The following is a 15511-nucleotide window of genomic DNA, read 5'->3' as shown; positions in this document are numbered from 1 at the left end:
GCAAACGACGCGGAAGGACACCGATGGGTGATATCGGCCGGGGCTTCGTTCAGGCCGTACGGCTCATCGTCTCCCTGGACCCCGGTACGTACGAGGCCCTGGGAACGTCCCTCCGCGTCACGTTGAGCGCCCTGTTCTGGTCGGCGCTCGCAGGGTTCCCTCTCGGCATCCTGCTCGCTTTTTCCCACTTCCGGGGCAAGCAGGGCGTCATGAACATCGTCTACACCCTGATGGGGTTTCCACCCGTAGTGGCGGGCCTCCTGGTATACCTCCTGTTGTCCCGCAGCGGCCCTCTCGGGCCGCTGGGACTGCTCTACACGCCAACGGCGATGGTGATCGCCCAGATCGCGTTGGCTCTCCCGGTCATCGTAGGCCTTTCGGTCCTTGGACTGCGCGGTGCCGACAAGGGCGTCTTTGATCTCGCGCTCACGCTCGGCGCGACACGCACGCAGGCGTCCATTGCCCTGCTCCGCGAGGCACGGCTGGCCATCCTGGGCGCCGTCATTACAGCGTTTGGCAACGCTATCAGTGAGGTTGGTGCAGCCATGCTGGTAGGTGGCAACATCCAGGGCGCGACGCGAACCCTCACCACGGCCCTTGTGCTTGAGACCCGTGAGGGCAGCTTCGACCGCGCCATTGCACTGGGCATCATCCTGCTCCTCGTCTCCTTTCTCGTCAACGCTCTCCTGTCCCTCCTGGGCGAGGGCACGTCGGAGGTCGGCAATGTCCGCCATCTCGACTGATCTGGTCACAGCGCGAGGCCTGCGTAAACGCTTCGGAGCCCGGGAGGTCCTGCAGGACATCGACCTCAGCGTCTCCGCAGGCAGCATTACCGTCATCCTTGGCACGAACGGAGCCGGAAAGACGACGCTCCTGCGCATCCTGGGGTTGCTGGAACCTGCCGACGAAGGTACTGTCGCCTACGACGGCATTGTCCCAGGTGTGTCGACCGTCACCTACGACGCTTCAACCAGGAACCCTACTCAGGACCCACACTACCTGCCCCTGCGACGCCGGATGCTGCTCGCGTTTCAACACCCAGCGATCTTCAGCAGCTCGGTCCTCAGCAATGTGATGTATGGGCTGCAATTGCGTGGCGTGAGCCGCGCCGAGGCAGAGGAGCGATCCATGGCCGCCCTGCGCGAGGTCGGCATCGCAGAGCGCGCCCGCCAGCACGCTTCGTCGCTTTCCGGCGGTGAAGCGGCACGCCTGTCGGTAGCCCGCGCCCTCGCTCTGCAGCCACGCCTGCTCTTCCTCGACGAGCCGTCTGCCAGCCTGGACCCCTACGGCACCAAGTTGCTCGAGGACCTGCTGCTTCACATGAGGGATGACCTGGGCATGACAGCTGTCGTCGTGACACAGGACATCTTTGAAGCCCGTCGTGTCGCCGACCAGGTGGCGTTCCTGCACGAGGGACGTATCATAGAACAGGCGCCACGCGACGACTTCTTCACCCATCCGCGCGACGACCGGACCCGCCGCTTCGTGGCAGGCGAGCTGCTTGTGTAACATGAGACACACGGCATTCTTGTAACATCTGTCACTGGAGGAATAATGCTGAACATCGAGGAAGCGCTCAAGGCGATACTGGACCACGCAACGCCGCTGACCCCTGTCACCATGCTGCTCGACGAGGCTGCAGGACTGGTACTTGCGGAGGATGTGATTGCACACGGAAACGTGCCCCCCTTCGCCAACTCCGCCATGGACGGGTTCGCCGTCATCGCCGCCGACATTCAGCAGGCATCCGAGGCTACGCCTGTCCGCCTGCACATCCTGGAAGATGTCCCTGCAGGCAGTGTCGCGACCCAGCCTGTTCGGCCCGGCACCGCCATCCGTATCATGACAGGTGCACCCCTCCCCGACGGCGCCGACACCGTCGTCCACGTCGAGGTGACCCGCGCGGAAGGCGACGACGTGTTCATCCTCCTGGCCCTCAAGACCGGCGTCAACGTTCGCCGGGCAGGCGAAGACATGATGGACGGTGTAGTCGTCCTCACCGCCGGCACAGTCCTCCGCCCCGGCGAGGTCGGCGTGTGCGCCGCTGCGGGTCATGCCACTGTCACAGTCCACCCACGCACACGCGTTGCCATCCTGACCACGGGCAGCGAGCTGGTCGACGCCGCTCAGATACCTGGACCCGGACAGATCCGCGATGCCAACGCACACTCGCTGCGTGCACAGGTCGCCGCGATGGGGGCAGAACCAGTCGTCTTCGCCCGTGTGCCCGACACGCGTGAAGCCGTGAGGTCCGCGCTCGAAGGGGCACTTGCCCAGACCGACGTCGTTCTCACCAACGGCGGCGTCTCGGTTGGCGACTACGATTTCGTGAAGGACGTCCTGCAGGAGATGGGCGCAGAGCTGGTCTTCTGGCGTGTCAAGCAGAAACCCGGCAAGCCGATGGCGTTCTGGACCATGGGTTCCAAACGTATTGTCGGACTGCCCGGCAACCCCGTCTCCTGCATGGTCTGCGCGGAGGAATACGTGCGCCCCCTGGTGCGTCACATGATGGGCCACGCCCTGTTGTACCGTCCTGTCCGCACCGCCGTTCTCGACGAACGTTATGCCAAAGGTGTCGACGCTGGACGTACCCACTTCGTGCGGGTCCGCCTGCAGGAGCGTGACGGAGTCCTGCACACGACGTCGACCGGTCCCCAGGGATCCGGCATCCTCACGTCCATGGCACTCGCTGCCGGCATTGCGGTCATCCCCGAGGATACGATCGTCGTCGAAGCCGGCCAGACCGTTCACGTACAGCTCACCGACTTGCCGGAGGACCACTGATGACCGACCGTTTCGGACGCACCATCGATTACATACGCATCTCCGTCACCGACCGCTGCAACCTGCGGTGCCGCTACTGCATGCCCGAAGAGGGTGTGCCCATGCTGGAGCACGAGGACATCCTGCGGTTCGAGGAGATCGTCGCATTCATGCGCGTCGCCGTTTCCGAGGGCATCGTCAAGGTGCGCCTCACCGGTGGTGAACCGCTGCGCCGCCCCGGCATTGTCGATCTGGTGCATATGCTGCTGGCCGTCCCCGGCCTGCAGGACCTCTCGCTCACCACCAACGGCATCCTGCTTCCTCAGTTTGCCGGCCAACTCAAGGCTGCAGGATTGAAACGTGTCAACATCGGCCTTCCCTCGCTGGACCCCGCCGTCTACGCTCACCTGACACGTCTCGGCTCACTGGACACCGCCCTTGCCGGCCTCAAAGCGGCCGTCGACACAGGGTTCAGCCCCATCAAGCTCAACGTCGTCGTCCTGCGTGGCGTCAACGACGACCTGGCGCCGTACCTCGACCTTACCAGGCGCCTGCCAATCGAGGTCCGCTTCATCGAGTACATGCCCATCGGCCCACTGGGGGAGGACAACTGCCTGGTACCCGCCGCCGAGCTGCGACGCAAGCTGGAAGCACTGGCCCCTCTGGAACCAGCCGACAAGCCACGAGGCAACGGCCCCGCGCAGGAGTATCGCCGTATCCCGGGAGCGCCTGGGACAGTGGCTGTCATCGCGCCCGTCACCGAGCATTTCTGTCCCACGTGCAACCGTCTGCGTCTGGTCGCCGACGGCCACCTGCGGCTGTGCCTGTTCGGCGCCGACGAGATCGACATCCGGCCAGCCCTGCGCCCCGTCGTCAACGAGGAGGCGCTGCGCGCGCTGCTTGTGCGGGCGATGCAGCAAAAACCCGAGTGTATGCCGGAGACGGCCCGCGACTATGGCCGCGCCATGGGAAGCATAGGAGGATAGCATGGAAAGCAATGAACTGACACATCTGGACGACAAGGGCAACGCGCGCATGGTAGACGTCGGTGGCAAGTTGGAGACAGTCCGTGAGGCCGTCGCCCGCTGCCGTGTCCTGCTGGCGCCCGCGACCTTCGAGCTGATCAAGGCGGGCAACCTCAAGAAAGGCGACGTCCTGACGGTTGCGCAGGTTGCCGGCATCCAGGCCGCGAAACGTACGTGGGAACTGATTCCCCTCTGCCACCAGATCAACATGACCTTCGTCGGTGTGACGCTGATACTGAACGAGACCGATCATGCCGTTGATATTGAAGCGACCGCGCGTACCAAGTCTGAGACCGGCGTCGAGATGGAAACCCTGGTCGCCGCCTCCACCGCCGCACTCACCGTGTATGACATGTGCAAGGCTGTCGAACGGGGTATCCGCATTACCGACCTGCGCCTTGTCCGCAAGAGCGGCGGCCAGTCGGGTCTGTGGGAGGGCGCATGAACCATCCCGTCGTGGTCTCGGTCAACATCTCTGAGCAGAAAGGCACACGCAAACATCCCCTGCAGGGCCCCGTCACCATCACCATGCTGGGCATGCAGGGCGATGCCCACGCAGGCGACTGGCACCGTCAACTCAGCCTGCTGGCGCAGGAGAGCATCGACAAGATGCAGGGCCACGGTCTGGTACTGCAGCCCGGCGACTTCGCTGAGAATATCACCACACAGGGCCTGGACCTGCTGACCCTGCCAATCGGGACACGCCTCCAGATCGGCAACGATGTCACGATGGAGATCACCCAGATCGGCAAGGAGTGCCACCTGGGCTGTGAGATCCGCAAGCTGGTCGGCGACTGCGTCATGCCCCGCGAGGGCATCTTCGCCCGCGTCATCACGCCCGGCACACTTGAGGCCGGCGACATCATCACCGTTATCAGCAAAGGAGGAACCCTATGAAAGCAGCAGTTCTGACCGTCAGCGACAGTTGCGCCGCCGGGAGCCGCGTCGACGAGAGCGGGCCCGCTATTGTAAAGCGTCTCACAGATGCCGGCTGGGCCATCGAGGAAGCGACGATCGTCCCCGACGAGCAGGCCGAAATTGCCGGGATCCTTGAGCAGTGGTCCACGGAACGCCACGTGAACGCCATCATCACCACGGGCGGCACGGGCTTCTCTACCCGTGACGTTACCCCCGAGGCGACGCTCTCCGTCGTCGACCGCCGCGCGCCCGGCATCAGCGAAGCCATCCGTCTCTACGGCCTCAACAAGGGCGTCCCGACCGCCTGCCTCTCCCGCGCCGAGGCCGGCCTGCGAGCCACCACCCTCATCGTCAACCTTCCCGGCAGCCTCAAGGCGGTTCAGGACGGCATGGACGTCCTCATCCCTCTCCTCCCTCATGCATTGGAGATGATCGCGGGGAAGGGACATTAGAGCAGCATAGAGAGACCTATCAGTCTGTCTTCAACAGATACGGGAAAGAGGCCATGATGTTAGAATCGCCTGAGCTTCAGTTTTTCGAGTCCCGTCTTTGAAAACATGAGAGAAGCATTTATTTCAGCGCCCATCAAAATGATGATGCTGCTCACATAGAGCCACATGAGCAACGCAATGATACCGCCAAGGCTTCCGTATACCTTCGAGTAATTGCCGAAGTTGTCGATGTAGTAGGAAAAGGCAATAGAAACAATGATCCAGCCGAGGGAAGCAATCACTGCACCAGGTACGACCTCTCTAAACCCCAATCGACGGTTTGGGGTATTTTGATAAAGGGATACAAAAACAAGGATGGTCGTGATCAGGGTAATGATGTATCCGAGGTAGCTCCAAATTGCTAAGGATACATCCGAGAAACCCAAAAAGCGAAACAGCTGCGTTCCCAGAACTTTACCAAAAACGATAAGGACCAGGGAGAATATGATCGCGATGGCGAGTTCGAATGTGAAATACAGGGAAACAGCTGATACCTTCCAGGAGCGACGCGTTTCTTCCTGATCATAGGCCCTGTTTATGCCCTGAATAAGAGTAGTAACGCCACTGGCAGACGACCACAATGCAGACAACATGCCAAAGGATAACAGGGTAACGCTCCTGCTGGCTATTGTCTGATTGACCATATCCCGCAGGATCAGATAGGCATTTGCAGGCATAAGCGCGGCAAGGGCTTGAATACTGTCCTGAAAATTGACCATAGGCATATAGGCAAGAAGCACAATCAGGAAGATGAGAAACGGGAAAAGGGAAAAAAGCAGATAGAAACTTGCCTGGGCTCCTATTGAAAGGAGATCATCATTCATAAATCTGGCATATATGTCTTTGAGGAATTTCCACGACTTCGTCTTTCTCATGACATTGTCTCCAGGAAACAAGTGACCACTATGTATCGAGAGTATACTTCAATCCCGAAGTCTGCGTCTGANNCTGGACTTCGTGACCGACCAGGCTTGTGTCCTGTGCTTTTCCTATTGCAGGCCGTAGTATTTCCTTGCCTGCTGCTCGACATTATCCATCAGTTCTTTGGCTATTACGGTGTTAAACAGTTGTGTCTTTGAGAATATCTCGTTGTAATACTCCAGTGGAAACATCTTCTTGATACTTGGCGCATAAGCAGTTCCATTCTCCGGTAGTTGATGTTTAGTTATTGCGTAGCCTTGTTGGGAGAGTGTGGCTATGAGGGTAATTGGACCGTCCATGCCGGTTCCAGCCACAAGTTTTCTATTTTCCGAACGATATTCCTCCCATAGCGCCCAAAGGTATATGTACACCTTGTTGTTCTTGATTTCGCTCCCAAAGAGGGTATAGGCGCAGAACATCTGTCCACCCCAGGCAGGCTGTAGAATCTTGTTCTGCAGATAGGCATAGACGTCTTTCCCGCTGATACCTTTTGGAAGAGATACCCTAGTGGAGATATTTCCAGTGCTATCCGTTATGAGCATGACTGGTTGCAAACCAGGCATCAAGAGTTTTTCTTCTTCCTGCTCGAATGCTATCGAAAGGTGTTCGTCATATCCGAACTCCTTTGTTGTCCCATTCCATTCATAGGCCTCAACGGTGATCTTGTCAGTCACTGCTGGATCTGAAGAGCTCTTATCGATCGTGTATTGATAGATGACGCTATTGCCTTTGCCATCATTTGCAAAACTCAACTTCACTTCATGCTGGACAGAAGCACCTTCGCTGAAATACTTTGGCAAAGACAGCGGCATATTCTTGTCTCTGAAGTTGGCGACGGAAAGCTTTCCGTTTTCCAGCTGACAGATAGTGTAGTCTTCCGTATAGGCTCCACCTGTTTGCAAATCGACAAGAGCTTCCGGGATAGAATCGCCGTTCATATCAATGGTTTGGGCGATAAAGGGGTCTCCCCTCTCTCCAATGCTCGTAGTATTGGGAAAGGCCCTCTTCAGTGTTGCGGTCAATTCCTTGCCGTCATAGAAGGCATATTCGCCGTACGAAAGTTGGTCTATAAGCCATGCGCCCCTGGCATTAGTGTTCCTCACCCAAAACATTATTGGGGTTTCTCCTGCATTGCCGCCTTGGGCCATTTCCACACTCGTCATGAGGATAATCTTCCCTTTTACCTGTATCGTATAGGAGTCCAGCTTCTCCATCGAAATGATTTCAATCTTTTCAGGCCATGGGCTTGACACATCTCTTCCGGGGGCTCTTGTCGGATCATTCGTCAAATTCAATAGAAAGGTAGAACTTACAAAGGGGGCATAGATTGTTTCTATTTCTTGAGAAACAATCTCCCCAGGAGCGGTTAAAGAAACTTCTTTTAACTTTAAACCGAAGTTCTCAACAAGAGCAGTTACCTCAGCCTTTTCATCTTTTTTGATCGTGTTTGGATTCATAAAATTCCAGAAGAAAAACCCTGCGACGAAAACAACTACAACAAGTAAAACAATCCCAGCAGCAATTAGAAACCTCTTGCTCATTCTGCGCCTCCAACACGTGTTTTCAATAAACAGCCTATTCAAAAAGGTCGATAGAAGGGAAGGAGATACCGCCTGGTGTGCTAATGGAGGAACCCTGCTTTCCCTTCGCGTCAAAACTTGTTATTGAAGTCTTGTCTATATGCAAGTTTCCAAGAACTGTTCCAGACGCATCTACAGCATAATATAGAGAGTCCCAGTTGGCATCGGGATACTCAATGATCAACGTACCATTGTCGCTTGCCAGCTGTGCCTGGAGTGACGACTCAGCGTTCTGCGGTCCTTCCCTAAAAAGCTTTGTAAGAAGCGTATTGATATTCTCAGGCACCGTCACCGAGGGCGAGGCTGCTGCCGTGTCGATGCAGCCGATTTTCGTGTGACTGTGGGTGAAATAGAGGAGCGACCCAACACGGGCAAAGCTTGGACTCTGATCCGGAATAAGACTTCCGCCAAATGCAGACAAATCACCGCATCGTACCCACGATCCCGTCCCGTTGTTCATGCGAAGAAGCCAAAGCGAATCCGCCGCGTTCGCCACAACCTTGTCTCGCGTTTCAACAAGAATGAAACCATTTGTTATGCTGCCGCTTCCATACACGACGACTATCTGCGTCAAGCCAGAGGGGACAGGGACCGTCAGCGTTTGCGCCTTTGAACCAGAAGAAATGCCTTGCTCCGTAATGGAAAGAGTCTTGCCATCCAGCGTCTCATGTGGCGGCAGAGCGTCCAGTTCTAGTGGAACGGATACAAAAACATTCTCATCTGAAGCGTACCATCGTTTGATTTCACCATCTTTGGTTGATAAATACTGCATTCCCTCTGGAGGAGTCAGAAGACTTACATCCTTGGATATCGTTGTTATGAGGGGTTTCTTGCTCAGGTAGCTCCATTGTTGAACGACTTGAACAGGTGGACCGGGTTGCCAGCACAGCGGACCCCCGTTATTGACATCGCTCATATAGACAACGGGCGATTCAGATGCCTGCAGCGTGTTCCACCCGACATTCCACGAGAGCGGAACGACATCATATCTTGTTGTGCTGATTTCCCCCATCAAGTTGATCTGCGGACCTTCTGGCGAAACAGGCGCCTGCTTGAACTCAACCGCACTGGGGATGTAAACGCGCGGATAATCCAGCCATTGAGGTTGGAGAACTCCGGAAATACTATATTCCTGCCCTGCGATAATTTGGGGATACCCATTGCCACCATACACGACGCTTCCGTCGGGGAGCTGTTCCGCCTTATTCGAGAGCGGCTGGCACAGGTAGAGATACCCCGCATTCCCGGGCCCCTGGTGGCTAAACTGGACAGGAGAAAGTATCTCCACCCTGATAGTTCTCGTGTCCAGAACATCTATGACTTTCACGGTGGCCGAAAAATCCGTAGTGACTGCGTTCGTTCCATTCAGCACGAAAGCAGGGACATTCTCTGTTGTGTATATGGTTGTCCCTTTCTTGATTTGTGTTGCCATGTCGTCACCGACCGGAACAGCAATCGTGGCTTTTCCATTAGGTCGATACAAGAAATATACGCCAACAGAAATGACGAGCAGCAGTACCATACCGACAAGGATGAATCTGGCCAGTCTGTCAATCATGCTATGTGCCTCCTTCGCGTGCCTTCAACAAGGACGGCGGATGAAAACCCGGTCACCAGCGCTGTCAGCGCGCCGCATCGGTTCGCCACCCCAGCGCAGATCACGCCCTTTATATAAGTGTAACGCGTTGATGATGTTTTTGCTAACCTCCGTATTGACTCATCTAACACGGAGGTGGCCCGGCTCCGTAACCTCATGAAAACAAGGAGGTGAACGATGACAGAAGAGTGCTGGTCCTTGAGATGAGAACAGGGCAGCGGGAATGACGGGGGCAGGACGGTTCACGTCAAGTCCTCAGGGAGTTGATGATCACGTTGCCCTACGGTGTATATGTGATCGTGATCGTCTTGGTTGCAGCTGCCCAGACGACAGAGCATCCAAAATTCTCGGTAACAAATCTCAACGGAAGCATGGTCCTGCCACTGATGATAAGGGGCACAACCTTCGGGTTTGCGGGATCAATGGCGACCCCTTTGTCATTGACGTATCCGATATTGCCCCCAACAGCAACGTCCACAGAGTGTTCTCCCAGGAACATGTCTACTGTTCTTGCAGACGGACTCCAGATGACCCTGCCACCAAGCGTCTCGATCAGGGAGCGGAGAGGAATGAGGGTACGTGAGTTCATAATGATGGGCGCTGCCTCCAGTGGCACTGCTTTCCCATCCACGTGCATTGTCGTGCTACCAATCTTCAGTTGAATGACCTTCGTTGAAGCAGAGACTGGACCATATCGGAAGACGCCGCCATCGGTTCCGGCATACAGGATAGAAGGAGTGCGGGGGTTGATGACAACACTTCTGACGTTCGCGTTGCCAAGACCAGTGTTCATTGCTGTCCAGGTGGTCCCGTTGTTCGGGGAGCGTAAGACACCCCGACCTTCCGTACCGGCATACATGGTTGCGGGGGTGACAGGGTCGAAAGCGATGGACATGACACACTGAGAATTACTGGCGAGACCCATGTTCATCGCAGCCCAGGTGGCGCCCTTGTTTGCAGACCGCAAGGCGTTGCCCCAGGTACCGGCATACACAGTGGAAGGAACAGCAGGGTTGATCGCGAGAGAGTTTACCGCCCCCTTGGGGTTCAGTACCATCGTCCATGAAGTGCCGCTATTTGTGGAACGGTAGACTCGGCCTTCTGTGTTTGCATAGAGAGTAGAGGGGCTGATGGGGTCGACGACAAGACAAGAAACCCCATAATCGCTGGGAGGAGTATCTATCGCTGTCCAGGTGGTGCCACTGTTGAAAGATCGAAAGAGTCCGTCGTAACGAGTGCTGCAATAGATTGTGGCAGGAGTGCGTGGGTTGATGGCAAGAGCCCGCGTATTGAGGCCTTTCTGAGTAAGCCCACTGTTCATAGCTGTCCAATGACTTCCACTGTCCATGGAACGAAAAACGCCATCATCTGTCGCGGCGTACAGAATTGAGGGTGTACGTGGGTTGATAACAATACCGGCAGCGTTTGCGCCAGCGAGACCACCGTCCAACATGCTCCAGGAAGTACCGCCATTGACCGAGCGGAAGACTCTGTTCTGTGCAACGGCGTACAGGGTTGAAGGAATGAGAGGATTTACGGCAAGAACGGTAACATTCATGTCCGTAATACCAGTATTGGTCTCTGTCCATGTCTTGCCGCCATCGACAGTCCTGAACACTCCGCTCTGAGTGCCGGCATACATGTGAGAAGGAGTGTCGGAATCGATGGCAAGAGCAATGACGCGCAAGTCGTCAAGACCAACATTCCTTGTTGCCCACGTAACTCCACGATCGGTGGACCGCAAGATTCCTTCGCCGGAAGTAAGGTATAACGTAGATGATGTCTTCGGATCAAAAACGACGGAGCCGATGTACGCATCATTGGGAATCCCGTGCATCCGAGTCCACTGACTGCCGCCGTCTGTTGAGCGAAAGAGGTTGGTTCCGTCGGGAGACACGGAGTAGTCATAGCCGACAATAGCATACATTGTGGCAGGAGCAGAGGGATCGATGATGAAGCCTACAAGGGACTCTCCTTGTGGGAGACCTGCATTCTTCGCTTCCCAGTGATCCCCGCTATCCGTTGAATGAAAAATGCCGTGGCTCCCCGTAACAGCGTATAGTCCAGCAGAGATACGAGTGTCAAAAACGAGAGACCTGATCCCGTCACCTTCTGGAAGACCAGCACTCACGTTCATCCAGTGATCTCCGCCATCCATGGAACGAATAATGCCAGCGGTCTCGTTGATGACAATATACAAAGCAGTTGGCATGTGAGGATTGATGGCAAGAGAGATGATATCATCACCCTGTGCAAGACCAGTGGCTAGTTGTGTCCAGTGGTTTCCGCTGTCGACAGAACGGAAGACGCCGCTTCCATAGGTAAGATATCCCTGTGGGCTTACCATGAGAGCATAGAGGATACGAGGGGTAACTGGGTTGACAACAATGGCTCCAATATCTGCGGTCACGATACCAGCAGCGTTCACAGCTGTCCAATGATCTCCGTTGTCGGTAGAACGGAAGAATGCGCCATCCGGAGATTTGCCATACAGGATGGAAGAAGAGGACGACGCTGTGGTGATGTTGGCAATACCAGCATTCACTTCTCTCCAGTTCTCTCCGCCATCAGTTGAATGGAAGACACTGTCCCCCGTGTACGCAGATAGTCTGGAGGGATTCTCTGGGTCAATGACGATGTTGTACACAGTGCCTCCATATAGCGGGAGACGTGACCAAACAGACATCCCTGCTGCCTGCGTTGTGGGAACGCTCCCCAGCATGCCTGGGGTTGCCAAGACCAAGCACAGGATCAAAGCTATCAAAGCGCCAATTCGTGAACAGACTCGCGATTTCGTTGTTATCATGCCATGCCCCTCCAACAGGTGCCTTCAACAAGTATGGTGAATTGAAACCCGGTCACCACAGCCGTCAGCGCGCCGTATCATTGCGGCGTCGCAGCGGAGGTCATACCTTCCCACTACAAAACACAGTAAAGCTCTATGGACCCGGAGCGACTATAGATGTTACGGAGCCTTTGCAGCCGCAGCTATGGATTCGGCACTGGCATAAGCTTGTGTAACAGTAACCCAGCCAGAACGCATATCCTCGAGGAACTGAGCTGCAGGAATGAAATTGCTCCCCACTGGTGCGTTGTCTATGTACACCTGAAGAGAGCCGGCATTGATATTGCCGGTGGCATCTACGTTTGCAACGATCTTGATCATATAGCTCGTCCCACTTGAATCAGTCATGGCAGACTTGATCGTGCCACGCCAATAAGCGATATCGTCTTCAACAGCTTTCCTGGCGGCAGCAGAGATCGCAGCGCCGTGATCATGAAGGTACTGAAGTTCCCCTGCGATCAGCGGCTGAGCATCCACCGGCCCACTGTTCAGGGCGTCCATTGTCACGATCATTATCAAAGCTTCCACCTTCCCTGCCTGGACGTACTTGCTGTCGACCGTAATAATGGGTTCTGCCGTCATGTGATGGTCTCCAGCTGCCACTGCCTGCTCAGCGAAGGAACGTGCCGCATCGTTAACCACCTGCATATCGATGCTGTCCACCAAGTTTTGCTTGAATTGAAGCGCAGTGGGAATGTAGGCACGCGGATCGTCCCGCCATGGGTGCTGGAGGACTCCGACCACGTCATACGACTGTCCCGTGATGATCTGAGGATACCCGTTGCCACCATACACGACCGTTCCGTCCGAGAGCTTTCTTGCCTTCTCTGACAGGGGAGTGCAGAGATAAAGATATCCCGCATTCCCAGACTGCGGTTCAAACATAGCAGGAGAGAGCGTCATCACTCTGATGGTCCTCGTGTCCAGAACATCCAGGACTTTCACCGTGGCCGAGAAATCGGCAGTGAATGCGCCTGTTCCATTCAGGACGAAGGCAGGGACATTCGCCGTTGTGCAGATGGTTGTCCCTTTCTTGATTTGTGTTGCCATGTCGTCGCCGACCGGGACTGACTGGGCCGAATACGTCACGGACTTGTATGGTCGAAACCAGAAATATGCGCCAACAGAGATGCAAAGAAGCAATACCACTCCGACAGCAATGAACCTGAGTAATCTGTTAGTATTCATGCTATACGTCTCCTTCACTGCCACAGATCGACTTTGCCATCTGATGCAATGACAAAGAAGCCTTTGTCCACGGGGTGAAACACAAATGTGTTGTCGACAGAAGTCTGGTGCCAGACCACCTGCGAGATGCGCTTGTTCCACAACTCCTTACCTGTAGCTGGGTCAAGAGCTGCCACCAGTCCTCCACCATCTTGAACATACAGAACATCTCTTGTTGTGGTCAGGGTCATATCCGGGTGCAGGTCATACGATTTTCCAAGATCGGGACCATCGGTGATAGGTGTTTTGTAGGACGCAAACTGATGTCTCCATGCTTCCTTCCCGGTAGCAAGGTCAAGAGCCACAAGCACTCCACTGCTGCCTTGAAAGTAGACATTCGCCTCATCGACAGCAAAGTGGGCCGGATTTGTGTCAATCTGACGCGTCCAGAGCCGCTCTGTCTTGTCGAACAATCCTGTACGCATCTTCCACACGTCGATCGACCGTTCTTGCTTGCTGTTGGACAATAAGACTGACAGCGTATCGCCCTGCTTGATGAGATCTGTTGCTTCTCCGCTGACATGTTCTGTCCATAGCGTCTTGTTCGTATCGCAATTGAAAGCTATAAGAGCGGAGCGTGATGTTGGAGACACGGATTCGAGAATAACGGCATACAACGTCGCGCCATCGCACAACAGCTGTCCAGATGTCTCTGAGTCAATGGGCAGTGCAGTCCAGTCGATACGATCAAGCGATGCACCAGTGGTCGCATCCCAGATCCATATACCTGGGTGACGCACTTCCTCCGTAGTGGGAACTGAGGTTGACGTTCGTTCTTCTTCACCAATAACGTAGACGCGATCTGCTGTATGGCTCTGCTCATTGATATGCACGGCAATGTTGCCGCGAACTCCAAAGACAAAAGGTGACGTGACTGTTGGAGTACTTTGCCAGACGGTTGCACCCGTTGTCTTGTCAAGACACGCGATAGACGCAACAACGCCGGGCTCGCCCGACTTGAATATGTCCGTGCGGACAAAAAAGAGGTGCTTCCCATCCGTCGTAAATGTCGTATACGGTCGTATATACGCAAAGGCGTTCGTGTATACTGACCAAAGCTTCTTCCCCGTTGCCTGGTCCCATGCAGTCGTCCATTGAGTCAAGTCGTCATGGTACGAGAACGTATACAACGTACCATCCAGGAACTGTGGTATGCCGGCACAACTGTCATTGCCCAGGTTCAGATTTTCAGTGGCGTATGATGCGGCGACTTTTGTGGGTGCCGTAAGGAGACCGTTTACATCGACAAAGGTGCTATTGACAGTGCCCGACGCTGTCTGGTGCCGGCATCCTGTCATGGCAGTACTGAGCAGCGCCAATATGAGCAGCCCTGCGATGATCCATGCACGCTTCTGCAGTTGTTTGTTCGTGTTCATTTCTTGCCCTCCGTTCCTTGACCTGATGGTGGACTGGAACTCGGCCACCAGAACCGTCAGCGCGCCGTATCGTTGCGGTATCGCAGCGGACATCGTGTCCTCCACTACAAATATAACGCGTTGGTGATGTTTTTGCTAATCGGCAGGACAGAAGGCCCGGAATACCAGAACCTCAATGCATCTACCAAGATCTTACTACGTCTGCCAGAACTTTGACACCTATACCGAGACCTTAATTCTTCATTCCAAGTGCACAGCCATGGGCTCTTCCATCTGACATGAGCTGTCCTGCAAAATATGTAGACCTGACCCCGTTCAGCGTCCGGTTAGCCTAGAACGAGAACGGAGACTGAAGAGACGCTGGCGGATAACCGTACACAATCCTCCATTGGTCAATCACGCTATCGTGGACGTAAGCCGCAGTTCGCCCGGAGTCAGCGCCAATATACACATGGACAACGCCTGTAAATTTGTGAGGGCTGTAAGTTGTTACTACTTCTGCGGGCAGTAAAATATCCCACATGTAGTGGTCCGTATCCGACATAAATCCATCTGGTGGAGTTAGTCTGACAAGAAGGGTAGTGCAACGATCTGCTGTCAAACGCAGATATCCTTTACTGAATGGCACAGAGAAGGATGACAACTTGGGGTTTGCTAGTGAATCCTTCGCAACGGCAATGGCTTGAGACCGAGAGACACGCGTATGAATCATCCAGAGAAACAGCGGATTAGAGACCGCTTCGCCAGGATAGAGGTGACTGTTCGATC

Annotated in this window: 13 protein-coding genes; 7 read left to right on the top strand and 6 right to left on the bottom strand. The window is 55.2% G+C overall.

What is annotated here, in order from left to right; genetic code table 11:
- Positions 1-23: 23 nt before the first annotated feature.
- From SMC3_RS07520 to SMC3_RS07490, 7 genes are read left to right on the top strand one after another with little or no spacing between them, the layout of a single operon-like run.
- Entirely contained in the window at positions 24-743 is a 720-nt protein-coding gene (locus SMC3_RS07520; RefSeq protein ID WP_119087209.1) for an ABC transporter permease, read from the top strand.
- On the top strand, positions 724-1509 hold the full coding sequence (locus SMC3_RS07515; RefSeq protein ID WP_119087208.1) for an amino acid ABC transporter ATP-binding protein: 786 nt from the start codon (positions 724-726) through the stop codon (positions 1507-1509). The genes SMC3_RS07520 and SMC3_RS07515 overlap by 20 nt, the downstream gene beginning before the upstream one ends.
- A 45-nt stretch (positions 1510-1554) precedes the next feature.
- A complete protein-coding gene (glp, locus tag SMC3_RS07510) occupies positions 1555-2784 on the top strand; it encodes a gephyrin-like molybdotransferase Glp (protein ID WP_119087207.1) in 1230 nt (409 codons plus the stop codon).
- The gene (gene moaA / locus SMC3_RS07505; RefSeq protein ID WP_119087206.1) at positions 2784-3749 is read left to right on the top strand and encodes a GTP 3',8-cyclase MoaA; all 966 of its coding nucleotides are present in this window, start codon (positions 2784-2786) and stop codon (positions 3747-3749) included. Before glp ends, moaA begins: the two co-directional genes overlap by 1 nt.
- 1 nt (position 3750) lies before the next feature.
- Complete coding sequence (moaC, locus tag SMC3_RS07500; RefSeq protein WP_119087205.1) at positions 3751-4233, top strand: cyclic pyranopterin monophosphate synthase MoaC; 483 nt, start codon at positions 3751-3753, stop codon at positions 4231-4233.
- A complete protein-coding gene (locus tag SMC3_RS07495; protein WP_119087204.1) occupies positions 4230-4685 on the top strand; it encodes an MOSC domain-containing protein in 456 nt (151 codons plus the stop codon). Before moaC ends, SMC3_RS07495 begins: the two co-directional genes overlap by 4 nt.
- Positions 4682-5158 (top strand): molybdenum cofactor biosynthesis protein B, encoded by a 477-nt coding sequence (locus tag SMC3_RS07490; RefSeq protein ID WP_119087203.1) that lies wholly within the window; start codon positions 4682-4684, stop codon positions 5156-5158. The genes SMC3_RS07495 and SMC3_RS07490 overlap by 4 nt, the downstream gene beginning before the upstream one ends.
- A gap of 59 nt (positions 5159-5217) precedes the next feature.
- Here the strand turns inward: SMC3_RS07490 and SMC3_RS07485 are convergent, their stop codons facing one another.
- The 6 genes from SMC3_RS07485 to SMC3_RS07460 form a co-directional block, all read right to left on the bottom strand.
- Complete coding sequence (locus tag SMC3_RS07485; protein ID WP_119087202.1) at positions 5218-6072, bottom strand: YihY/virulence factor BrkB family protein; 855 nt, start codon at positions 6070-6072, stop codon at positions 5218-5220.
- A gap of 114 nt (positions 6073-6186) precedes the next feature.
- A complete protein-coding gene (locus SMC3_RS07480) occupies positions 6187-7659 on the bottom strand; it encodes a hypothetical protein (RefSeq protein WP_119087201.1) in 1473 nt (490 codons plus the stop codon).
- Between the two features lie 34 nt (positions 7660-7693).
- A complete protein-coding gene (locus SMC3_RS07475) occupies positions 7694-9256 on the bottom strand; it encodes a hypothetical protein (RefSeq protein WP_119087200.1) in 1563 nt (520 codons plus the stop codon).
- 319 nt (positions 9257-9575) lie between these two features.
- The gene (locus SMC3_RS07470; protein ID WP_165846671.1) at positions 9576-11942 is read right to left on the bottom strand and encodes a VPS10 domain-containing protein; all 2367 of its coding nucleotides are present in this window, start codon (positions 11940-11942) and stop codon (positions 9576-9578) included.
- A 318-nt stretch (positions 11943-12260) separates the two neighbouring features.
- On the bottom strand, positions 12261-13328 hold the full coding sequence (locus tag SMC3_RS07465) for a hypothetical protein (RefSeq protein WP_119087198.1): 1068 nt from the start codon (positions 13326-13328) through the stop codon (positions 12261-12263).
- A gap of 14 nt (positions 13329-13342) precedes the next feature.
- Positions 13343-14836 carry a PQQ-binding-like beta-propeller repeat protein gene (locus SMC3_RS07460; protein ID WP_119089980.1) on the bottom strand — a complete coding sequence of 498 codons (1494 nt, stop codon included), beginning with the start codon at positions 14834-14836 and terminating at the stop codon, positions 13343-13345.
- Between the last annotated feature and the right edge of the window lie 675 nt (positions 14837-15511).

This window comes from Candidatus Cryosericum hinesii (genome assembly GCF_003570985.1).
GTDB classification, from domain to species: domain Bacteria; phylum Caldisericota; class Caldisericia; order Cryosericales; family Cryosericaceae; genus Cryosericum; species Cryosericum hinesii.
Note: the sequence above shows the minus strand (reverse complement) of the source record. Positions and strands in the feature narration are given on the sequence as shown.